Annotated in this window: 20 protein-coding genes; 11 read left to right on the top strand and 9 right to left on the bottom strand. The window is 59.4% G+C overall.

What is annotated here, in order from left to right; all coding sequences use genetic code 11:
* Positions 1–63 precede the first annotated feature (63 nt).
* Entirely contained in the window at positions 64–660 is a 597-nt protein-coding gene (locus BKD70_RS09100; protein WP_047273204.1) for a MarC family protein, read from the top strand.
* A gap of 37 nt (positions 661–697) precedes the next feature.
* Here the strand turns inward: BKD70_RS09100 and BKD70_RS09105 are convergent, their stop codons facing one another.
* From BKD70_RS09105 to BKD70_RS09145, 9 genes are all read right to left on the bottom strand, one after another.
* Entirely contained in the window at positions 698–1,348 is a 651-nt protein-coding gene (locus tag BKD70_RS09105) for a hypothetical protein (protein WP_139047489.1), read from the bottom strand.
* 142 nt (positions 1,349–1,490) lie between these two features.
* Positions 1,491–2,180, bottom strand: coding sequence for a hypothetical protein (locus BKD70_RS09110; protein WP_047273202.1), 690 nt, complete (start codon positions 2,178–2,180; stop codon positions 1,491–1,493).
* Positions 2,181–2,251: 71 nt separating this feature from the next.
* Positions 2,252–3,037 carry a hypothetical protein gene (locus tag BKD70_RS09115; protein WP_047273201.1) on the bottom strand — a complete coding sequence of 262 codons (786 nt, stop codon included), beginning with the start codon at positions 3,035–3,037 and terminating at the stop codon, positions 2,252–2,254.
* Between the two features lie 691 nt (positions 3,038–3,728).
* The gene (gene cobJ, locus BKD70_RS09120) at positions 3,729–5,402 is read right to left on the bottom strand and encodes a precorrin-3B C(17)-methyltransferase (protein ID WP_047273200.1); all 1,674 of its coding nucleotides are present in this window, start codon (positions 5,400–5,402) and stop codon (positions 3,729–3,731) included.
* Positions 5,399–6,130 carry a precorrin-2 C(20)-methyltransferase gene (locus tag BKD70_RS09125; RefSeq protein ID WP_047273199.1) on the bottom strand — a complete coding sequence of 244 codons (732 nt, stop codon included), beginning with the start codon at positions 6,128–6,130 and terminating at the stop codon, positions 5,399–5,401. The genes cobJ and BKD70_RS09125 overlap by 4 nt, the downstream gene beginning before the upstream one ends.
* The gene (locus BKD70_RS09130; RefSeq protein WP_047273198.1) at positions 6,130–6,756 is read right to left on the bottom strand and encodes a precorrin-8X methylmutase; all 627 of its coding nucleotides are present in this window, start codon (positions 6,754–6,756) and stop codon (positions 6,130–6,132) included. The genes BKD70_RS09125 and BKD70_RS09130 overlap by 1 nt, the downstream gene beginning before the upstream one ends.
* Positions 6,749–8,080: a precorrin-3B synthase gene (gene cobG / locus BKD70_RS09135; protein ID WP_047273197.1), complete on the bottom strand. Its 1,332-nt coding sequence runs from the start codon at positions 8,078–8,080 to the stop codon at positions 6,749–6,751. The genes BKD70_RS09130 and cobG overlap by 8 nt, the downstream gene beginning before the upstream one ends.
* 120 nt (positions 8,081–8,200) lie before the next feature.
* Entirely contained in the window at positions 8,201–8,413 is a 213-nt protein-coding gene (locus tag BKD70_RS09140; RefSeq protein ID WP_139047488.1) for a hypothetical protein, read from the bottom strand.
* A 95-nt stretch (positions 8,414–8,508) separates the two neighbouring features.
* Positions 8,509–13,470 carry a dermonecrotic toxin domain-containing protein gene (locus tag BKD70_RS09145; protein WP_047273195.1) on the bottom strand — a complete coding sequence of 1,654 codons (4,962 nt, stop codon included), beginning with the start codon at positions 13,468–13,470 and terminating at the stop codon, positions 8,509–8,511.
* A gap of 207 nt (positions 13,471–13,677) precedes the next feature.
* On the opposite strand from BKD70_RS09145, the gene BKD70_RS09150 reads away from it, so the two are divergent.
* The 10 genes from BKD70_RS09150 (at position 13,678) to BKD70_RS09195 (ending at position 22,538) form a co-directional block, all read left to right on the top strand.
* A complete protein-coding gene (locus BKD70_RS09150; protein WP_047273194.1) occupies positions 13,678–14,889 on the top strand; it encodes a bifunctional cobalt-precorrin-7 (C(5))-methyltransferase/cobalt-precorrin-6B (C(15))-methyltransferase in 1,212 nt (403 codons plus the stop codon).
* Positions 14,882–15,979, top strand: coding sequence for a cobalt-precorrin-5B (C(1))-methyltransferase (locus BKD70_RS09155; protein WP_047273193.1), 1,098 nt, complete (start codon positions 14,882–14,884; stop codon positions 15,977–15,979). The genes BKD70_RS09150 and BKD70_RS09155 overlap by 8 nt, the downstream gene beginning before the upstream one ends.
* Positions 15,976–16,716, top strand: a complete 741-nt coding sequence (locus BKD70_RS09160) for a cobalt-precorrin-6A reductase (protein WP_047273192.1) — start codon at positions 15,976–15,978, stop codon at positions 16,714–16,716. Before BKD70_RS09155 ends, BKD70_RS09160 begins: the two co-directional genes overlap by 4 nt.
* A gap of 41 nt (positions 16,717–16,757) precedes the next feature.
* Positions 16,758–17,096 (top strand): type II toxin-antitoxin system RelE/ParE family toxin, encoded by a 339-nt coding sequence (locus BKD70_RS09165; RefSeq protein WP_047273191.1) that lies wholly within the window; start codon positions 16,758–16,760, stop codon positions 17,094–17,096.
* Between the two features lie 5 nt (positions 17,097–17,101).
* Positions 17,102–17,425 (top strand): DNA-binding protein, encoded by a 324-nt coding sequence (locus BKD70_RS09170; protein ID WP_047273190.1) that lies wholly within the window; start codon positions 17,102–17,104, stop codon positions 17,423–17,425.
* Positions 17,426–17,527: 102 nt separating this feature from the next.
* Positions 17,528–17,926, top strand: a complete 399-nt coding sequence (locus BKD70_RS09175; RefSeq protein WP_047273189.1) for a DUF2946 domain-containing protein — start codon at positions 17,528–17,530, stop codon at positions 17,924–17,926.
* Positions 17,927–17,974: 48 nt separating this feature from the next.
* Positions 17,975–18,469 (top strand): copper chaperone PCu(A)C, encoded by a 495-nt coding sequence (locus BKD70_RS09180; RefSeq protein WP_047273188.1) that lies wholly within the window; start codon positions 17,975–17,977, stop codon positions 18,467–18,469.
* A 48-nt stretch (positions 18,470–18,517) separates the two neighbouring features.
* Positions 18,518–18,886: a DUF2946 domain-containing protein gene (locus tag BKD70_RS09185; RefSeq protein ID WP_047273187.1), complete on the top strand. Its 369-nt coding sequence runs from the start codon at positions 18,518–18,520 to the stop codon at positions 18,884–18,886.
* Between the two features lie 93 nt (positions 18,887–18,979).
* Positions 18,980–21,070 carry a TonB-dependent copper receptor gene (locus BKD70_RS09190; RefSeq protein WP_047273186.1) on the top strand — a complete coding sequence of 697 codons (2,091 nt, stop codon included), beginning with the start codon at positions 18,980–18,982 and terminating at the stop codon, positions 21,068–21,070.
* A 91-nt stretch (positions 21,071–21,161) separates the two neighbouring features.
* Complete coding sequence (locus BKD70_RS09195; RefSeq protein WP_047273185.1) at positions 21,162–22,538, top strand: PepSY domain-containing protein; 1,377 nt, start codon at positions 21,162–21,164, stop codon at positions 22,536–22,538.
* Positions 22,539–22,662: the final 124 nt, after the last annotated feature.

Below are 22,662 nucleotides of genomic sequence, written 5' to 3' on the forward strand. Positions count from 1 at the left end.
TGCCGACAGACCTCCAACCGCCTGATAGACTTTCGGCGCCTTCCTTCGACGTGAGCTCATACCATGCTCCATGTGCTGTTCAGTGTGTATTTGAAGATGCTGGTGCTCTACAGCCCGTTCTTCGTGCTGTCGTGCTTTATCAGCCTGACGCGGGGTTACTCGAACAAGGAACGTCGCCGTCTGGCCTGGAAAGTCGCCCTGGCCACCCTGATTTCGAGCGTGTTGCTGTACCTGTTCGGGCGCACGATCTTCAATGTCTTCGGCATCACGGTGGATGCGTTCCGCATCGGCGCCGGCAGTGTGTTGTTCATCTCGGCGTTGGGCATGGCTCAAGGCAAGTCGGCGGTGCAGACAGATAACGTGCAGCAGGATGTGACCATCGTTCCACTCACCATCCCGCTGACCGTCGGCCCTGGGACCATCGGTGCGTTATTGGTGATGGGAATTACCCAACCGCATTGGGACGACAAACTGATGGCGATCACCAGCATCGCGCTGGCCAGCCTGACGGTCGGCATCGTGTTGTACCTGTCCAACCGGATTGAACGCATTCTCGGTGAACAAGGCTTACAAATCGTCAGCCGCCTGATGGGGTTATTCGTATGCGCGCTCGCGGCACAGATCATCTTTACCGGGGTGAAGGGGTATCTGGTGCCTTGAGCTGATAGCTAAAGCTCTGCATAAGCTCTCTGGAGGCCTATTGCTTCAGATTTTTGAAAAAATCGTCACCAATTTCACTCATTTTTTGCAGAACAATCTCTCGATGAGGGTTGTAGTTTTCGGTCCTCAAATAAAACCCGGAACAGGCTGTTTGCACATCCAAAGCATCGTCCGTCTTGATTTTTTTACCATCGAAAAAAATATTATCGAGATTGACGCGCGATTTAACTTTCATCCCGCTTACGAACATATAGCTCCCCAAGGCCTTGCGATGCTCACAGGGAACAAACTGATAATGGGCCATTGAGCCATTGCGATTACGGCTCTCAAATATGTCTTGTGACGCCTTGTCCAACTTCAACATTTCAATCGAATGCTTGAGCGAAGCACGAAGCGACGCTTGATTTACGTACTTAAGGCCGTCTAAAACGGCCTCTTCCAGGCTATAAAAAATACCTGTTTCGGCCCAGCCGGAACGCATATCTTCATCGACCTCCCACCCCACCGCCATCAGGCTTTCAGTGAACAAATCGAACCAGTCCACAAGCAGTTTGTCGTTCTTCAAAGACTTGTCAGCACTGTATTGAGCAAGCGCAAGGCTGTTCATAATATCCTGTTGTTCTTGGGGCGAGAATCCGTCAACAAATGAAAGAAGACTACCACCGACCATAACGACGCGATTACTCATTCCGTATTTTCCATTCGTAGCACGTATGCTTTAAATAAGTTACCGCGCAAACCCGCCGGGCTCGGCAAATCACATTCCTGCTTCATCCCTACTCGTTGCGCGGGGTAGATGGGGTATCTACTCGATTAAACAGCCCGATGCTTTAATGAATCGCCAAGTCGACAATCTGATCGACTGCTATATCTTTCACTAAAGCATTTATATTACCTCTGACCTTATCGTACATGCGCGTATTCAACTCAGCACTTGATACCGTCAGCGAGGGCGTACCAATCAGTTCTTTACCCTCTAAGGGCCGAATAAAAATATTTGCGCCCGGATCCCCATGAACGCTCAAACGAACCTGAACCGTTAACAGCTGATTCTGAGGATTGAGCACACTGAGCAGGAAACAAACATTTAAAGAACCTTGATCATTCAGGGTCAGATCAGAGACGGAACGCTTAAAGACTGAATCAAAAAACACTTTCTGCGCCTGTGCGTCACACGTTAAAGCCTTTAGCCCATCGCGCAGGAGCTTCAGTGAAACCCCGGAGTTAATAGTGTGTGCCTGATTAATTAGCTCTGATATCACAGAGAGCACGTCAAAAAAAGCATCCTCACTTGGCTTTACATCAACATTCTGTGAAAGCGTTGTTATCCACTTCGTCTGTATACGCGCCTCACCGATATGTTGATCCCAGCTGCCGAGTTCAGCGAATCTGTCAGCTCTGCCGTCCGCATAAAACTGCATAAACAATTGCGAACAGGCAAGATCACTTTCAAACGGCACAGGCAAGTTATCCGGTAAAAAAATTAACTGGCCTGATACGACTTTGAGCTTGTACTCCATGTACATCCCCCTTATTCGGACATAGCGCTAATGAACGAGGCGACACTATAAAGTGCCGCCCCGCTGACGAATCATTTCAGATTTATGTTTGCAAAAAAATCATCAGAAGACTTATCAAGCTGACCGAGTATATGGTGCTCACGGCGCTTATAGGAATCAAAGTTCAAGTTCATCTGAGTCGCCGCTTTTTGAACACTCAGACTCGAAGCCTTCCACTTCCAGAACCAGGCACCGCCTTCGGAGGAGTTAAAAGTACATTCCAGACCGGCCAGGACAGTCACAGCAATACCGCCCTCAGACTCTATGCACGGCATGATCTGACAACTGCCTACGCTACTGCCCTTACTGTTGTTATCAAACAACGTAATGATGGCATTGTCTTTTTTGATTCTATCGAAGACTTTACCCAGTAAAGGAACGATCGCTGCGGCATTCGCCCCTGCAGCCATAGCAACTATTTCCAAAACGAGACTGTCCATGGTGACATTGACATTTTTCGTATCATGGGTGGTATATATATAATTGGTGAAGGTCCAACCACACGCCTTCATTGATTCATGGTAAGCCTCGTACCATGCCAAGGCATTGGTTTTACGGTTTGCTTTTGTATCGGCATAAGCTTCAGAGAGCTGGGCAATATTCATAACCGCCTGACGCTTCTCAGGAGCCACACCATCAGCAAATGCAATAACGATTGGTGTTTCCTTCCCGATCAGGGCAGTTTCTTCTGTTGTCTCGCCTCCCACGCTTGGCGATTCAGGCGTCGTTAAAAATTGCATTTTTTGCTTGACGGGCAACGCATTAAAAAACTGTTCGGCTTCTTGGTCTGTAAAAGCAACGTTTTCACTAACAATCATACAATCACTCCATTTGATTTTATTTAGCGAGCCTTCCCGACCCGTTAAATAAAACATAGCCTGCTTTTTCTACAATACAAAAAATGGTTCCTTACTTAATATTACAGAAACACGCATTACTAAAACGTTGCTTCCCGCCCCGATCAACTCCATCCGACGTTCATCCCTGAACAGAACAATAAGACAGCACTTATCAGACTGGACTGGAGAGTCGCCCTGACTACCTTGATGTACCCTGGGATTTGGTTGCGGATAGAGTCGAACAACCTCGCCGTGGCGGGCGCATGAGCGCAGGTAGTCGATTGATGCTCAACGGTTTGTGCGATGCAGTGTTTGTGATATTACTTTTCGTACAGAGCCGAACCAACGCCCAGAACACTTTCCCATGGCCTGCCCCTCAACCGAATCCTGCGCATTAGAAACAATGACGCTTACATCGAGCTCATTACAACTAACTTAATCGACCTCTCCCCCTTCGCACACGGGCTTTTGCCACGTACGCCACCTGATTCAAACTCTATATAGCCAGCATAGGAGTTATTCACACTGCCACATTAATAAAAACCAGTAAGCCTCATATATTTATTTGACGCACACTGACGAATATTCCGACAGTGCTAGGGCATTAGGATGGCCAAACATTACCGTTATAAAAAAATGGCCTCATTAAAGAGGCCATTTATTCAGTACGTCAGGGCTTTTGCCCATACCAACGCGGTGTGTAGACCCATTCCAGTCCGTCAGCACGACGGAATGCGCATGTCGTCGACGAACCAATGATGACCATGGTGCGCATGTCCACCTGATCCGGCGTCAACGCGCCAAGGGTCGTCACACGTAGCGTCTGGCCCGGACGGCCGATATCGCGACCCAAGACGACCGGCGTCGCAGGCAGACGATGACGGGCGACGATGTCCAGTGCCACGCCTAGCTGCCAAGGGCGTGAGCGGGAAATCGGGTTATAGAACGCCAGCGCCAGATCCGCCTCGGCCGCCAGGTCCAAACGTTTTTCGATGATGGCCCATGGCTTGAGGTTGTCCGAGAGCGACATCACGCAGAAGTCATGCCCCAACGGCGCTCCAGCCTGCGCCGCCGTCGCCAGGGAGGCCGACACGCCCGGCAGGATCTCCAGGTCAACGCTGTGCCAGAGCGGATTGTTGGACTCGTGCAGTGCTTCCAGTACGGCTGCCGCCATGGCGAACACACCAGGGTCACCAGACGACACCACCACCACTGAGCGCCCTTGGGTCGCCAGCTCGAAGGCATGCCGGGCTCGCTGCATTTCTTCGCGGTTGTCGGTGCAGTGCAGCACTTGATCGTTACGGAACGGCCCGGCCATGCGCACATAGGTTTCATAGCCCAACACGTCGTTGGCCCGTTCCAGCTCGGCCTTGACGGCGGGCACCATCAGCTCGGCAGCGCCTGGCCCTAACCCGATGACGGCCAGGCGTCCACGCGCACGTCCCAGTCGCTCAATGACCAGTGGCACGGGCGCCACCCCCACGGTCACAGCATTCACAGGCTCACTCCAGGCGACTGACTGCTCGGCAAAATCATCATCGTCAGTTGCAAAACGTAGCGGCACACCCAGTTCAGTGGCCACTTCACGCAGTTGGATATCAGCCATCAGGGATTCGCCGGCCACGACGCACGCCAGGGATTGCCAGGCGACTTTCGCTTCGCGCAGCACGTCGCCAACGGTGTGCGCTGACACCACGGCGTTGACTTTCACCAGCACATTGCGCGGGTAAATCCGTAACTCGTCCGCCACAGGCTCGCGCGCTTCGCTGCCCACATGAATCGCCAGACGCGCATCTCGGTGTTCGGGCAGTTGCGCACTGTCCAACCAGGGCGCGTCCCCTTCGATGCGCACGGATTCCCCGGCCAGCAGGTCTGACACAAAGCGCTTGCCCAGCTCCACATCACCCAGCACATAGCCACTCGGCGGATTCAGCAGGCAGGTGCCAAAACGCAGTTCGCCACTGGTGGTGATGGCGGGTGCAATCCCCAGGCCCGCAGCGATTTCCCGCGCCAGATCGTTGACCCCGCTCAAGCCCCCCAGTAAAGGCACCACGGCGCTGGCGTCTTCAGCAACGGCCAGAACCGGCGGCTCGGCCCCCTTCTCCAGCAACAACGGGGCGAGGGTGCGAATCACAATGCCAGCCGCACAGAGCGCAATGATGGGCGTGTCCTGCGCATACAGCTGACGCAGGTTGGCGCCAAAGTCGGTGTAAACCCGGTCCGCACCCGCTACCCGTTCAGCCAGGCCATAAATCAGTGAGGTGGGGTATATCTGCTGGATACGCCGGGCGGTGGCCAGACTGCCAGTGCCGAGGATGACAATGGCGGCAGCGGGGCGGCTCATCCTTGCCACCGTTCGCCGGGCACGATGATCAGCGAAAAATATGGCGACGACAGGGGATCGACGTCATTAAAAGGCACAATTTTCTGATTGCTCATGGTGGCACGCTCCACGTACAGCGCCCGCTCGGCCAGGCCCAGCTCGCTCAGGACTTCGCGCACCTTATGGAAGTTACGCCCCAACTTCATGATGACGGCGGCATCGGCATCCGCCAGACGGCGCTTGAGCTCTTCGTGCGGCAACACGCCGGACAACACCGACAAGCTCTGATTGCGATACACCAGCGGCACGCCCAGCACTGACGCACCGCCCAGCATCGAGCAAACACCCGGCACCACTTGGGCTTCAAATTGCTGCGCGAGGCGATCATGCAGGTACATGTAAGACCCGTAGAAGAACGGGTCGCCCTCGCAGATCACCGCCACGTCGCGTCCGGCTTGCAGATGCTGCGCCACGTCGACTGCGGCTTGATCGTAAAAATCGCTGATGATTTGTTCGTACGACAACGGCGCCGGCAAGGCTTCGGTGGTCACCGGGTACACCAAAGGCATCAGGGTTTGCGCACCTTGCAGGTGCGCTTCGATGATGCCGAATGCGTTGCCTTTTTTACCCTTGGCCACGAAGTACGCCACCACGGGCGACTCGCGCAGCAGGCGTAACGCTTTGACCGTGATCAATTCAGGATCGCCGGGCCCCACACCCAAACCGATCAAACGTCCTGGTTGCACCATCACTCAATCTCCGTGGCCAGGGCGTTCACCGCAGCCGCCGCCATGGCGCTGCCGCCACGACGGCCCTGCATGATCACAAACGGCACGCCGCGACTGTCAGCCGCGAGCATGGCCTTGGATTCGGCCGCACCGACAAACCCCACCGGAAAGCCCAGGATCAGTGCCGGTTTTGGCGCACCGGCATCGATCATTTCCAGCAAATAAAAGAGTGCGGTCGGCGCGTTGCCGATCACCACAACGCTGCCTTCCAGATACGGACGCCACAGTTCAAGGGCGACCGCCGAACGGGTATTGCCCTTCTCCAGCGCCATCTCGGCCACGCCGTCTTCCTTGAGGGTGCAAATCACCTTGTTGTTGGCAGGCAAGCGCGTGCGGGTCACCCCTTCGAGCACCATGCGTGCATCACACAAAATCGGGGCGCCAGCGGCCAATGCATCTCGCCCGGCTTTGCCCGCGCCCGGCGAGAAGCGCAGGTCTTCGATGGCATCGACCATGCCGCACGCATGGATCACCCGCACGGCCAGTTTTTCAAGGTCCGCCGGGATGCTGTCGAGGTTGGCCTCGGCACGAATAATGGCGAACGAGTTGCGATAGATCTCTTGACCGTCGCGGATGTAATCAATCATGGGTGTTGCTCCGTTGGCGGGCTTCAAGCCAGGCGCCCGCCGCTTCAATAGTAAGATTGCGCTCGCGCAGCACACCGTATCCGGCGTGCTGCGGGTCACGTAAATAGAGGTCGTAATGACCGGGCGCTACAGCCAGCAACGTGACCGGCGCCACATGGGCCGCCGCGCAAGAGCGCAGGCAACCCGTCAGGTGAATGGGCTGCGGCTGCGAGATCAGGCTCGCAAGTCGGCGCGCATCCTGCTTGGTATCGGCCAGCCCTTTGATGCAGGCGCTGGAACCGGTGCACGCGACTATTTGCGTCAGCGGGTGTTGCGCATCACACAACAGGCCCAAGGCGTGCAGCGCTTGAGTGACACACGCAGCCTGTTCGTCGCGCACATGCGGAACCAGCACGCCTTGCCAAGGGGTAAAGCGCAAAGTGCCATTTCCATAGCGTGTGGCGACCTTCGCCAGCCCGCTGAGCAGGGCGGCATCGAGTCGCCCCAACGCCAAGGTCGCGCCTACGTAGACCTGACCTGCTTCTCGCTGTGGATAAGTTCCGATGGGCGATTGCCTGCTGTGGGGCGCGCGCGGCCACGCGGCCGCGGGGCCGATCGCCACGCTGAGGCGCTGCGCCAGTTGCGCGACAAAATCGGTGATCGCCCGCTCTTTGAACAGGTGGCGCATTCGGGTGTGCTCGGGGCGCGCCCACTCCAGAAACAGCGTGAGTACGGCCATCACCAGTGCATGCCCATGCTCGACCGGCACGCTACCGAGCGCCGCATCCTGCGCCGGGCAACCCGCAAGGCCGAAGGCCAGGAGTGGCTGGCCATTGCATTCAAAAGCGCACAGCCACAGATCGTGATGATGCTCCCGCATGGCCAGCGCTTCGCCGCCGTCCAGCTGCACCGCGAACTTGGCCGACAACTCGGCAAAACGCGGCGTGCTCTCCAGGCTGCCGAGGATCTGGCGTGCCAGCGGCCATGTGTCGATCACCTGTTGCGGATCGATGCCCGCGGTCGGGCTGAGCATCAGGTTGCGCACGTCGTCACTGGCGGCATTCGCTGGCCCAAGGCCCACGGCCAGCAACGGCTCGATCAACGCCTGATGCGCCGGGCCGACGCCACGAATCTGCAGGTTGCTGCGGTTGGTGGCCTCAATCACGCCGCTGGCATAACGGTGCGCCACGTCCGCCACCGCCTCAGCCTGTTGCGCGGTGATCAGGCCACCTGCCAGCTTGACGCGACAAATGCCACCGTCCATCGCCTGGACAATGCGCAGTAAGCCGGGGCAGCCCGAAGGGCGCACTGGCGTCGTGGCAGGGAAATCAGGTGGCAAGGTCAAGGATCAATCCAGAGCAGGCAATGCGCTATCGCGGGTCGCGCATTATGCCTGCTTTGGGGCGATGCATGAAAAGCCTGCCGGACGGAATGCCCACGCCGTTCCTTCGTCCGCTGCCCTGCCCTAAGCCAATACTGGGTAGACACGCCCTAATTGAACAATCAGCAGCACCAGCGTATCGGCATTGGCCAGCATCATCTCAACCCGTTTGACAGGGTCATTTCTGAACACCAGACGGGCTTGATCCAACGTGCTCACGCCCGCAATTTGCTTGATGTACGTTTTAGCCGGGCCACGGGGGATGTCTTCCCACTGCTGGGTTTCGGGGTTGAACACTTTAAACAAATGCTCCGTGGTCGCGTGAGGTGAGTGATTTCTCTGGATCTCTTGGTTTAGCGTTTTCAGGTGGCGCCCAAAGGGCAAGTCCTCGTCTAACACGTCGGGGTAGGGGAACCCGCGTTCAAATAATGAATGTCCTCGGTGTCGAGCACATCGTGGGTGACCTCGTGCAGCAGAAACGACGCACGCAAATGCTGGCCGGCGCGAAAAGGCGGTGACGCGGCCTTTAAATACGGGTGGTTCAACGCATAAGAGCGCTCAAACAAGGTATTGAAGAAAACCTCCGTCAAATAGATGCGCCTTGAACTGTCGGCGCGATTGACAAAGGCTGAGGCCCGCGAGTTGAAACGGGAGCGGCACACCACGTATTTACGCGACGTGTAAGGCGACAAGTCAGGGTGCAGGAACCGCGCGAGTAACGCGTCAATGCGTGTCTTGACGTGCTCAAGATGAACCGGCTCCAGCGTTTCGAGACCAAAAAACGTTTTCAGAAACTCACGGTTTTTTCTGTTCGTGCTGCCCGGCGCATCCAGGTCCTTGAGGACCTGCGTTGCGCGTTTCAGATAAATCGTGGCCAATTCATGGGCCTGGCGGATGTTTAACGCCTTACCCGGAAAGCGACGCCCGATACTGTCCATGCCGATGGCCTGTATTTCATAGGTCAGGGCATTGGTTGCCAAGGTGCCGAACTCGCTCATCCTGGACGCGGCAGGCCCACCGCCCGGCAGCGGCTCAGCCACGTCCACTTCCCAGTGTTGTTGTGCGTTGAGTTTAATCAACGGGCCCTCTCGGGTTTCATCCAGGTAGATGCGCCAGCGATTGCGCCACGCCTGCACCCGAAACACCTGCGCGCTCAAGGGGACGTAATACAGACCGGTCTGTGGGTCACTGTAAATCTGTGTCTGCGGGTCGTGGGTTAAATCCACCAGCGCGACATCATTGGCCCGATAGGGCGTCAACCCCTGCGCAGGCCCTTGAAACTGCAGATCGGCACGCGCACTTATTTCGGCTCCCACCTCATCAATCACGCCCGTACCCGCCGAACGGATCAGTGAATGCCAAGCGCGACGTGTCGTCGCCAGCACCACCAATGACAGGGCGAAATTGGCCACTGCTTCAACCCATTGGCCCTTCTTCCCTGCGCTCAAGCCTTCACGAAACAGCCCCAGCGCCTGCCAGACCACAATGGGAATACTCAGCTTGCCGGGCACAAACATAACGGCCGTATTAACCACCAACGTCATTAAATACGTGAAGGACTCCCAATCGGCCTGCGCCGTGGTCTTGGACTGCAAGCCCGCCATTTCCAATAACAGCCGGTAGTTGTCCCGGTACAAGGTGGAGAACAGATTGCCCAGAATAGGGCGATTGGCCAGTGCCACGGGCGGCGGGGTCTGCCATCCGTTCAGCAATTGCGAATCCGAATAGTGCGGCAAGTGCGGTTCGACAAATCCGCCATTGGCGTATGTTTTTCGCTCGAAGGCGGGCAAGCGTTGCAACACCACGTTCTGCAAAGACTCACGGGTGTAGAGGTCCGCCAGCAACTGCCCTTCGCTGGCGTATTCCTTGAGTGAAAAATGTTCGTTGTACATCACCCACAGCAACTGTGGACCCACCTCGCCAGACGGCGGGCCCACGATATAGAGGCCTGTGGCCAAGTCCGGGGTGCGGCCCGGGTCGGCGATCAGTTCCAGCGGACGGATGATGAGCGCAACACCGTTCAGCGGGTCGCGCGCAATGCCGTCGGGGCGTTCGATGACGTGTTTCAAATAGGCATACGCCGTGGCGGACAATGAACCACTGAGTTTTTCTCTTAGCCCCTGTTCAAGCACTTGCAGCAACAATTGGTCGCCGAACTGCCGTTGCCGTTGTGCGGCGCCTTCGCTTTCAGGAGCCAGGGTACTTTTGAGTAAGGCTTGATAGTGCCGACCGATATCAAGCCTTCGCACCAGACGCGTGGCATAGCGTGCGTCCAGCGCCAGCGGCAAGGCGTTGCCATTTACGGGCCGCAAAAACATCGATCCGCCCTCGAGCCGGTTGAAGCCGTTGAGCGCGAACCGGGTCAACGGCTGGATATCACGGGACGTGGCGGCGGCCAAAAACGACGGGGTGCTGCCCACCGCAACCGGCGCGGCCACGTAAGTGTCGAGCACAACTTCAATGGCGTCCGGGTCCAGGGCACGATCTGGGAAATCGAGCGCCAACTGCGCCTTGAGCTCCGTGCGGGCGTAGCCCTCAATGTCGGGAATGCCCTGCAAGTAATTGCCATTTTCCTGCACGGCCAACGGGTAGCGTTGCAGCAGGTTGGCGTACGCCAATTGCTCGGCCCGGGATGCATTTTTTAACCAAAGCGGCAGTGCATGTTCTAACTGCTGCGTCTCGGCCATTTCGCGATGGCGTTCAAGGTTGAGCCCGGCAAGGCCCTCGTTCAACAGGCTGCGGGCGAGGTTTTCAAAGCTGTGCGCGGTCAAGGGAGTATCCCGGGCCTGACGGCACACGTAATCGGCATCCAGCAACACTTTGTTAATGGCCGCTTCCTGACTCTGATACACAAAATCCTCGTCGAAGCGCTCGAAGTTGACCCACTGATTCTCCCCCTCCACCGCCCAATCGCTGCGACTGTCGAGGTGTTCGCCAATCAGCGATTGCTCATCCCAGCGAACCTGGTCTAACAGGTCGCTGCGCAGACTTTGATCAAGTAACAGCGCCTCCAGATGCGCCTTGCACTGGTCCACCGACGCAAAACCCTCAAAGCCTGACACTGGCGTCCAGAGGATTGCCCGACCTGCACTTTCAGACGCCTGCCCGCCCCGCTCGGTGATCAGCAGGCAGTGGGTGAGGCTGACCCCACTCAACGGCGCGCCGAGATTCAGAAACACGCCGAATACGTCCGGCACAAACTGATTGAGCGCCGGACGCTGAGTACTCACCGGGTAGGTCAAGACTGTAGAAATGACGTGTTTGTCCTGGGTCTCAAGGTGATTGCCCCTCACCATCAATCGCAGATCAGCGCGCAACATCACGTGCCTGAGTGTGGCCAGATGCCGGGCCAGGGTATCCGGCGCCAGCGAGGTGTAGGGCGTATAGAAGAAGGTCGAGAGTTGCTGCTTGAAGGCCTGATCGAATGTTTTTGCCAGCATGTCCAGCAGTGTCAGCAACTTGGTGCCGCTCACGCGTTTGAGGGGTTTGATCTCCTCATCGATTGAGGACCTGATCCCGCCCTGTAGGAACGCCGGGTTCTGCGGCAAGGGGTAACGACCGGTGACACGCTCAAGCAAGGCATCAATGACTGTCAGCGTGCGCACCGGCACACGGCCAACTGAAGACTCATCCGCGTCAAACACCTGCACCCACACCTCAGAGACATCGATGAAGCGTTGCCCCTCTTGATTCAACACCGCCACCCATAAATGACGGGCGCACATCCGTGGCGTCGGCCACTGCCTGAGTAACGCATCCCTCTGGGCCAGGGTCTTGGGCAGTTTGAGACTCAACACGTCGGACAAACCGTTCTCGTTGACGGCCAGCGGCAAGCCATTGCTGTCGGGCAAAAACCGACTGTCCCAGCGCCCCCGGCTATTGAGCGCCAACAGACCGGGATCGATCAGCGCGCGCATATCGAGTGCGTGGTCCACCGCAGCCAGCGCCAGTCGACGGTCCTGATACTGGCCCGCCAGATAAACCAGGTCGCGGATCTGCTTGGCCCGTACGGCATGAATGCAATCTTCAAAGACCGCACCGGCAATGTTTTCGACACGCAGCGTGGGCGAGACCATGCCGGCCAGCAAGGGATGCTGATCCTGAGGCGCATGACGAGCAATGGTGTCAAATGTGGCAGGGCTGCGCAGCTTGCTCAGCACATAGCTGGAAAGCCGTGCACGGGTCGATATGCTCACCAGCCCGGTCGAGGCACTGAACACGTACACGCCATTGTTTTGCCCCGGAAAATAAAGGCACAACAACCCCGCCAGCTCGACCTCAGTGCCATTGCCCTGCGACACCAACAGGCGAGCCGCCCCGATGCGTGCGGGGTCATGCTGTGAGGCAAGCAGTTGTTGCAGAGCCTGAAACGTCTGCGCAGAGATTTCGCCGGCCTGACGGGCTTGCACCAGGTGCTGAAAAAACACATCACCCAGCCGTGCGACGCCATACGCATGCGGGCTCGGCTGGGGGCCCGCAGGCAGGTCCCAAAAAACAGACATCGCTTCGCTCATACGGGTCATGAGTTGCTCGGTCGCCGCCGTGAGCACACGCGTAAATCGCCGATCCAGGTCGGCGTCATTTTCTGCCGGACTTCGGGTAAAAGGACCGGTCCAGGTGTATGAACGGTCCGTTGCTAACTGGCCGTTAACAAACAACTCCAGCGCGACGCTGCTCAGGCTGGGGCCGGGGTCGTCAGGTGTCTGACCCTGCGGCGTACTGGCCCGGTGAATGTTTTGAGCCGTCACGGGCTGCCCGGCAAAGTGCAGCTCCAGCTGAACCTGTAACTGTTGATCCACCAAGGCCCTCAGAGTGGGCGTGGCCAGCAGCCGTTCCAGCGTATCGGCCTGGCTGGCGGTCAGAAAATCATTCAGTGTCTGGCTGAGGTACGTCAGGACCGGCGCGGGCACGTCACGGGTTCGCAGGGTCAGCTCGCCCGTCAGGCTCAGGAACGGTCGCACGTCCACCGGGCAAAAACGCAGCACCGGTTCACGCAGCAAGGGGTCATCCAGCAGCAGTTCCAACGCAGCGCTCAGCGCCTCGATGTCATTGAATTTCTCCAATGCCCCCAGCGGGGTCAGCAGAAATACCGGGGACTGCGTGGCGGCTGTGTGCGTCAGCAGCAATGCACCTGCCCACTGCGCCGTACGGGACTGATGCCGACTCAAAAACACGCTGCTGACGTGAGCGGGGATCGCATTGCCGGTTTCATCGGGCACGGCAGTCAGCGCCTGGCTCAGCCAGTCATGTTCAAACGCGCCGATAACCCCGGCTGTTTGCGCAGCGTCAAGACCGCGCAGGTAAAGGGCATGCAAGGCCTGCTCGGTCAACGCCGCGTGTGCAATAAGGTTCATGGAAACTCCTGACGGTTGCCGGGACCGCCTGTCGGGCCCCAGAGGTGTTCCCAAACGCTACCGTGGCCCTTCCCGCCCCTGGCGCTACATAGTTAAGGCGTGCTCCTGACACGCGTGCGCAACCGACAGGCACAAGGCGCGCTATCATGCGCACCGCCTTGCACAGGCGGGTAAACGATGACTTCGGCGTTTAACAAGAGGATTGGCATGTCGCCCTGGCTAACAGTTGTGGGAATTGGTGAAGACGGCTTCAGCGGTCTGGGCAAAACGGCCCGGCGTGCGCTGTTGAGCGCTGCGCGGGTGTTCGGCGGGCAGCGCCAGCTGGACTTGCTGCCAGCCTGCATCGGCGCTGAACGCCTGACGTGGCCCAGCCCCTTTTCGCTGGCGCCGGTAGTGGCACTGCGCGGCGAACCGGTCTGCGTGCTGGCCAGCGGCGATCCGATGCTGTTCGGCGTGGGTGCCAGTCTGGCGCGTGTGATCCCCGGCGACGAAATGCACGTACTGCCCTCAGCGTCGTCTTTCTCGCTGGCGGCGGCGCGTTTGGGGTGGGCGCTGCAGGACGTTGTGACGCTCTCGGTGGTGGCGCGGCCCGTGGCTGCGCTCAATGCCCACCTGCACAGCGGTGTGCGCTTGATGGTGCTGAGCAATGACGCCAGCAGCCCGACTGCCGTCGTCGAGCTGTTGAGCGAGCGCGGCTTTGGCCCGAGCCGGGTGCATGTGCTGGAACACCTTGGTGGCCCGACCGAGCGGCGCATCGAGGCGAGCGCCGACGCCTGGAACGCCTGCGACATGGCCGACTTGAACCTGATTGCCATCGAATGCATCGCCTCTCACGACGCGCACCCGCTGTCGCGTATCGGCGGACTGCCCGACAGCGCGTTCAAGCATGACGGCCAGTTGACCAAGCGTGACGTGCGCGCCATGACCCTGGCGCGTCTCGCGCCCCTGCCCGGCCAACTGTTGTGGGACGTAGGCGCGGGCAGTGGCTCGATTGGCATTGAGTGGATGCGTAGCTACCCGAGCTGCCGCGCGCTGGCGATCGAAGCTGATGAGGGCCGTCAGCAGTTAATCGAACACAACCGTGACGCGCTGGGCGTACCCGGCCTGCGCTTGATCCGCGGCAAGGCCCCGCATGCGCTGGCCGGGCTCGAACGCCCCGACGCGATTTTCATTGGTGGCGGCGTGACCCGCGAAGGCGTTCTCGACACGTGCTGGCAGCAACTCAAGCCCGGTGGCCGCTTGGTGGCCAATGCCGTCACCCTGCAAAGCGAACTGCACCTGATGAACTGGCGCGCTCTGCATGGCGGGGAACTGACCCGTCTGCACGTCGCTCACGCCCGGCCGCTGGGGGAGTTCGACACTTGGCGCCAAGCGCTGCCGATCACCCTGTTAGATGTGACCAAACCCCACGATGCGTGACGAAACCGCTGAACAACCCGCGCCGCTGCGCAGCGGCCTGACCACGGGCAGTTGCGCGACGGCCACCAGCCTGGCTGCCGCACGCCTGTTGCTAAGCGGCGTGTGTCATGACGCCGTTGAAATCACCCTGCCCAAGGGCAAGGTGGTGACGATGCGCCTGGAGTTTTGTCGCCTGCTGGCCGGGGGCGCCGAGGCGGGCACCCTGAAAGACGCGGGCGACGACCCGGACGTGACCCATGGCGCGCTGCTGTACTCGCAAGTGCGCCTGATCCCCGCCGCGGGCGTCGTCTTCGTGGCTGGCCAGGGCGTAGGCACCGTCACCCGGCCCGGTCTGGTACTGCCCGTGGGAGAACCGGCGATCAACCCGGTGCCGCGCAAAATGATCACCGATCACCTACTGCAACTGGCCCGTGATTGCGATTACGCCGGGGGGTTTGAAGTGACCGTCAACGTCCGCGACGGCGAAGCGCTGGCACTGAAAACCATGAATCCGCGACTGGGAATTCTGGGCGGTCTGTCGATTCTGGGCACCAGCGGCATCGTGCGCCCGTTCTCGTGCGCGGCGTACATTGCTTCGATCCATCAGGGCATCGACGTGGCCAAGACCAACGGCTACCTGCACATCGCCGCCTGCACCGGCAATGCCAGCGAAGACACCATGCGCGGCGTGTACAACCTGCCGGAGATCGCGCTGATCGAAATGGGCGACTTCGTGGGCGCGGTGCTCAAGCATCTGCGCAAAGTCCCTGTGGATAAATTGAGCCTGTGCGGCGGCTTCGGCAAGATCAGCAAACTGGCTGCCGGGCACATGGATTTACACAGTCGCCACTCAAGCATCGACCTGCCGCAACTGGCTGACTGGGCCGCCGCCATTGGGGCTGACGCCGCACTGCAAACCGCCATTCGTCAGGCCAACACCAGCCAGCAAGCCTTGGCCATGGCCCATGCAGCCGGCATCGCCTTGGGCGACGCGGTGTGTCAGCACGCGCTGAACTTCGCTCGCAGCGTGGTGCCCACCCAGGTACAGGTTGAAGTCTTCGCCATCGACCGCCAGGGCGGGATTGTGGGCCATGCGGGAGCCTTTGAATGAAACGGATTTTACTGCTGGGCGGCGTCACCGAAGCGCTGGCCATTGCCCGCACCCTGGGGCCACAGCACGTGTACAGCCTCGCCGGGGTGGGCCGTGTGCCGACTGACCTGACCTGTGAAGTACGGGTCGGCGGCTACGGCGGTGCCGAGGGTTTGGCCCGCTATATGCGCGAGCAGCACATCGATGTGCTCCTGGATGCGACACACCCGTATGCCGCGCAAATCAGCGGCAATGCAGCCTTGGCCGCCCGCGCCTGCGGTATTGAATGCTGGGCGTTGCGGCGTCCGGTCTGGCAGCCGCAACCCGGCGACGATTGGCGTGAGGTGGCGGACTGGGACGAACTGGTCACGGCGCTCACGCCTTTCAAACGCCCGCTGTTCACGCTGGGCAAAGAACCGCTGGCGCATTTGCACGAAATTCCCGCCGATCAATTCTGGACCTTGCGCGCGCTGGACCCGTATCCCGGCAACGAACGCTGCACGGTCATCGGCGCCCGCGGCCCGTTCAGGATCGACGACGAACGGCGCCTGTTTGAGCAGCAACACATCGATGTACTGATCAGTAAAAACAGCGGCAGCAGCGCCACCGAGCCCAAACTGGAGGTTGCCCGCGAACGCGGCGTGCCCGTGTTGATCCTCAAACGCCCCGAATTGGCGGAGGTAGATCGGGTGTTTTGGGGGGTTGGGGAGGTGCTGAGCGCGTTGGAAAATGACGCTGAAATGATCAGCAACACGTGAAGGGGTTGCCCGCAAAGTAACTTATTAGTTACCTTTATGGCATGACGATCACTGTTCAAGAATATTGCACCCCCGACCAGACCAGCCCCTTCGAGCGCTGGTTTTCGTCATTAAGCGCTCAAGCAGCAGCCAAGGTCGCTACAGCCATCATGCGTCTAGAGATGGGAAACACCTCTAACATCAAATGGTTTGAAGGTTTAGGGGAATACCGCATAGATTGGGGCCCCGGCTATCGAATCTATTTGTTACAAGAAGGCCTGCAGTTGATCATTCTGTTTGGCGGAGGGGATAAATCCAGCCAGCAGCAGGATATCAAGCACGCTAAAAAATTAATTAGCGAGTACAAACGCCACAAAAACACCACGAAACACGCGAGGTAAACTCTATGGCTCTCACAAGAAGTTTCAAACAGACGATTGCTGAGCGAGCCGAACGCGACCCTGCATTTGCTCAAGCATTACTCGATGAGGCAGCTACTCTTTTCCTTAACGGCGAACCTGAAATGGCCCGGGTCATCCTTCGTGACTTGGTGAATGCAACGGTTGGCTTTGAGGGGCTTGCCAAGGAAACAGCAAAGCCCAGCAAGAGCCTGCACAGAATGCTGTCTGTCGGAGGCAATCCAAGCATGGACAACCTGGCCGCCATCTTCTCGGTAATGCGCTCATCGCTTGGGGTTGCCATAGAGGTGCATGCCGTACCCGCTCACTGAATGAGACACCCAAAGCGACACTTCGCCGCACCCGGCCTTTTTACTTACGCCGATCATTCAGGCTAAATAGCGCCCTTGATCGCTCCACTCACGGAATTCGTCATGTCCCGACAACGCTTTGCATTTGCCTGGATCGCCTGCTTCGCAGTGCTGTTCAACATGCTCGCCATGTCGACGGCAGGGGCGATGAGCGGCGCCCGTCAGGCGCCCACCGAGCAGTTCATGTGGAGCAGCTTTTGCACCTCGACCGGTACCAAAATGGTAGCCGTGTCGCTGGGCAAGGTTGACGCTGGCGACAGCCAGAACGACGATCATTCCACCATGCAACATTGCTGGTGCTGCTCGGGCTCGGCGCCACTGGTGGCCTTGCCGTCCCATGTCCCGACGCTGTATTTCGCGGCCATCGAGCACGGCCATAGCCAAGTGCCGGATCACCTGAAACGCCCTACCCCGCGCCAGCAATGGCCAAGCCTCAACCCCCGCGCCTCTCCTCTGGTGTGATTCATCCTCGCAACCCCTTTGCGCTTTGAATCGTTCCGGAGAATTACCATGTTGAATCTGTCACTGGTCAAGCACGCCCTGATAGCGGCGGCTTTGATGTTGCCTGCCTGTTTCGCCAACGCTCATCAATACACCGTTGGTGCGCTGGAGATCGCTCACCCCTGGTCCCAGGAGCTGCCGCCCAATGCGCCGACTGTCGCGGCGTATTTCATCATCAAGAACACCGGCGACACCGCCGACCGCTTGTTGAGCGCAGACACCCCGATTGCCGAAAAAGCCGAGATCCACGAGCACGTCATGCAGGGCGACCTGATGAAAATGCAGCGCGTGCCCACGGTGGATGTCCCGGCAGGTGGCACTGTCACGTTTGCCCCCATGGCGTACCACGTGATGCTGTTCAACCTCAAAGACCGCAGCCTGCTGCAAGACGGCAAGCGCTTCCCCCTGACCCTGCACTTTGAAAAGGCAGGCGCTGTGCAAGTCGACGTAAACGTGCAGAAACAGGCACCGGGCGCCAGCAAGGAAACCTCGCACGCCCACTAACCGCCAAGGTCTTTGAGCCCCGTGAGCGCCCGTCGCGCCAGGCCGCCCATGTCGCAGATCCGCGGCAGTTGGTTGAGCCTGTTTGCCATGTTGATGATTTTCATCGGCCCGCTGATTTCCCAAGCGATGCCGATGGATCATCACGCCTCCATGCCCATGCCGATGGACATGCGGGTGTCGGCGCACAGCGAACACGCCGAGCCTCAACAACCGTCCGCTGATCACCACGCCATGTGGGAAAAATGCGGGTACTGCACGCTGCTGTTCAGTTGCCCCGCGCTCCCCGGCACGGTTGACCTGGCCCTGTTCAATCCCCCTGAGCCCGAAAGTTATCTGGCGTCCAACCCCCGACTGGGCCACGCCCGGCAACCGGTCTTCCCCGGCGCCCGATCACGCGCGCCGCCCGCCTTCCTTTAACCACCGACACAACAACTTCACCCTGGCCCGTCTTATGCCCTGCCCCAGGCAGGCGCGTGGCCGTGTTGTATTCGTTTGAATATTGGAATGTTTATGTCCCGTTTTACTGCTGCCTCCCGTTTGCCTCACCCCCAGACGGTGTTCCCCTTCGCCCTGAGCGCGCTGTGCTGCGCGTTGTTCGCCCCGCTGGCTCTGGCCGCCGACCCCGTGGATGAGCACGCCGGGCACGTGCGTGAACTCAGCCCGACGGTGGTGACTGCCGTCGCGCCCAGTTCCCCGCTGACCATCGTCACCAACCCGAAAGACCCGCGTCAGCCCGTGCCCGCCAGCGACGGCGGCGACTACCTCAAAACCATCCCCGGCTTTGCCCTGATCCGCAACGGCGGCACCAACGGCGATCCGGTGTTGCGCGGCATGTTCGGATCACGCCTGAACATCCTCACCAACGGCGGCATGATGCTCGGCGCCTGCCCTGGCCGAATGGACGCCCCAACGTCCTACATTTCTCCGGAAACCTACGATCAACTCACCGTGATCAAAGGCCCGCAGACCGTGCTCTGGGGGCCAGGCGCCTCAGCGGGCACCATCCTGTTTGATCGCGCACCCGAGCACTTTGGTGAGCTGGGCACGCGGGTAAACGCCAGTGTGCTGGCGGGTTCCAATGGCCGCTTCGACAAAACCATCGACGCCGCCGCCGGGGGCCCGCTGGGTTATGTGCGGGTGATCGGCAACACCGCGCATTCCGACGATTACAAAGACGGCAATGGCGACACGGTGCCGTCACGTTATGACAAATGGAACGGCGACATCGCCCTCGGATGGACCCCCGATGCCGACACCCTGCTGGAACTCACTGCCGGCAAGGGCGACGGCGAGGCACGTTCGGCCGGTCGCGGAATGGACGGCAGCCAGTACAAGCGCGAAAGCCTGGGCCTGCGCTTTGAAAAGTCCAACATCGGTGAAGTGCTCGATAAGGTCGAAGCGCAGGTTTACTACAACTACGCCGACCACGTGATGGACAACTACACCCTGCGCACCCCGTCCGGCACCGGCATGATGGCCGGGCCCATGGCCTCCAACGTCGATCGCCGCACCCTGGGCGCACGCATCAAGGCCACCTGGCGCTGGGCCGACTATCAATTGATCAGCGGCATCGACGCTCAGACCAACGAACACCGCAAACGCATGGGAATGGGCATCGACACCTACAAGGACCAGAACTGGAGCAAAGACGCCGACTTCCACAATTACGGGGCCTTTGGCGAACTGACCTGGTACGCCGCTGAGCGCGACCGTGTCATCACCGGTGCCCGCCTTGACCGTGCGTCCGCCAAGGACTTCCGCGCGCGGATTGGCTCGGGAATGATGAGCAAGCCCAACCCGACACTCGATAAAACCCGCGCCGACACACTGCCCAGCGGCTTTGTGCGCTACGAACACGACATCGCTGACAGCCCGACCACCGTCTACGCCGGTCTGGGCCACGCCCAGCGATTCCCGGATTACTGGGAATTGTTTTCACCGTCATCCGGCCCCGCAGGCTCGGTGAACGCATTCGACGCGATCAAACCCGAGAAGACCACCCAGCTCGACATGGGCCTGCAATACAAAACCGAACGCCTCGAAGCCTGGGCCTCGGTCTACGCCGGTGAGATTCGCGACTACATCCTGTTCGATTACGCCAAGGGATCGTCCCAGGCACAGAACGTCAACGCCCGGGTCATGGGCGGCGAACTGGGAGCCGCGTATCAGTTGACCGCCCGCTGGAAAGCCGACGCCACACTGGCGTATGCCTGGGGCAAAAACACCACGGATGGCAAGGCCCTGCCGCAAATGCCGCCGCTCGACACCCGCCTCGGCCTGACCTACAGCGAAGACGACTGGAGCGCCGGTGCCTTGTGGCGCGTGGTGGCCCGGCAAGACCGGATCGATCGCAACGCCGGTAACGTGGTGGGCAAGGATTACGACAAAAGCGCAGGCTTTGGCGTGTTCTCGCTCAACGGCGCCTACCGCATCAGCAAAAACCTGAAAGTCAGCGCCGGGGTCGACAACCTGCTGGATAAAAACTACAGCGAACACCTGAACATGGCCGGCAACGCAGGTTACGGCTACCCGGCAAGCGACCCGACGCCGATCAACGAGCCCGGCCGCACGCTGTGGACAAAAATTGACGTGAGCTTCTAAGCACCACGTTGCCCCTCACTCCGGTCCTGTGCTTAAGGCAAGGGCCGGGGTGATGCCTGAAAACAATTGCTGACCTTGCGGAGCCGCTCACATGAGCCAACCAACCCCCTCTTTTTACAACCTGGCCTGGCGGTGGCATTTCTACGCCGGGCTGTTTGTTGCCCCGTTCATGATCCTGCTGGCCCTGACCGGCATCATTTACCTGTTCAAGCCCCAGCTTGACCCGTTGCTCTACGACCACCTGATCAACGTCAGCCCCGGTCATCACAGCCTCAGCGCCGACGAACAACTCACCCGCGTCCAGGCCACTTATCCACAGGGGCATATCAGCCAGTACCTGCCCCCGATCAACCCGCAGCGCAGCGGTCAGTTTGTCATCCATAACGGCGGGCGCGAGCTGAACGTGTTTATCAACCCCTACAACGGCGAGGTGCTGGGCGAGCAGGATGCCAAGCTCAACCTGCAAGCCGTGGCCCGAGCGCTGCACGGCGAGTTGATGATCGGCACGCTGGGCGATCGCCTGGTCGAACTGGCCGCGGGCTGGGGCGTGGTGCTGGTGATTTCCGGGCTTTACCTGTGGTGGCCGCGCGGGCAATCGGCGGCAGGCGTGCTGTGGCCACGCTTGACCCGTCGCGGGCGTGTGCTGTGGCGCGATCTGCACGCCGTCACCGGTTTCTGGGGCGCTGCATTGCTGCTGTTTATGTTGATCAGCGGCATGACCTGGACCGGCTTCTGGGGCAAGCAATACGCCGACTTGTGGAATCAGTTCCCGGCGGCCATGTGGAACAACGTCCCCAAATCTGACCTGGAAGCGCGCAGCCTCAACACCGCAGCCCGTCAAACCGTGCCCTGGGCAATGGAGAACACCCCGATGCCCGTCTCGGGCGCCCATGCCGAACACATGGGCCACGGCGCCCAGGCAAGTGGCCCGGCCGCGCCGACCATCACCCTGCAACAGGTGGTCGACACCGCCACCCGGCGCAACGTCGAACCCGGTTACAGCATCACCTTGCCGACCACCGCCGAAGGCGTCTTTACCGTCGCCGTCTTCGCTGACGATCCGCGTGACGATGCCACCCTGCATGTCGATCAATACACCGGCCAAGTGCTGGCCGACGTGCGTTGGCAGCATTACAGCAACGTCGCCCGCGCCACTGAAATGGGCGTGATGCTGCACGAAGGAAAACTCTTCGGCTCACTGAACCAGATCGCCATCCTGCTGGTGTGCCTGATGATTCTGCTCAGTTCGGTGAGCGGCCTGGTGATCTGGTGGAAACGTCGCCCACAAGGCCGCCTGGGCGTACCGCCGCTGCGCCATGCGCTGCCCACCTGGAAAACCGGCGTGCTGATCATGCTGGGGCTGGCGGTACTGTTCCCGCTGGTGGGCGTGTCTTTGATTGCCGTCTGGGTGCTTGACCGGTTGTTATTGCTGATGCGCGCTAAACCACAACGTGAGCAGCACTCATGACCAACGTGAATAGTTCGAGAGCCGCGCGCTAGAGACTCGGGGATAATGGCGCGCTGATAAAAAACCCACTAAGGCGGTTATGTGTAACCGCTTTATTGAGGCTTCATCACCCGCCGCCAGGAGG

Source organism: Pseudomonas sp. BS-2016, assembly GCF_001806145.1.
GTDB classification, from domain to species: domain Bacteria; phylum Pseudomonadota; class Gammaproteobacteria; order Pseudomonadales; family Pseudomonadaceae; genus Aquipseudomonas; species Aquipseudomonas lundensis.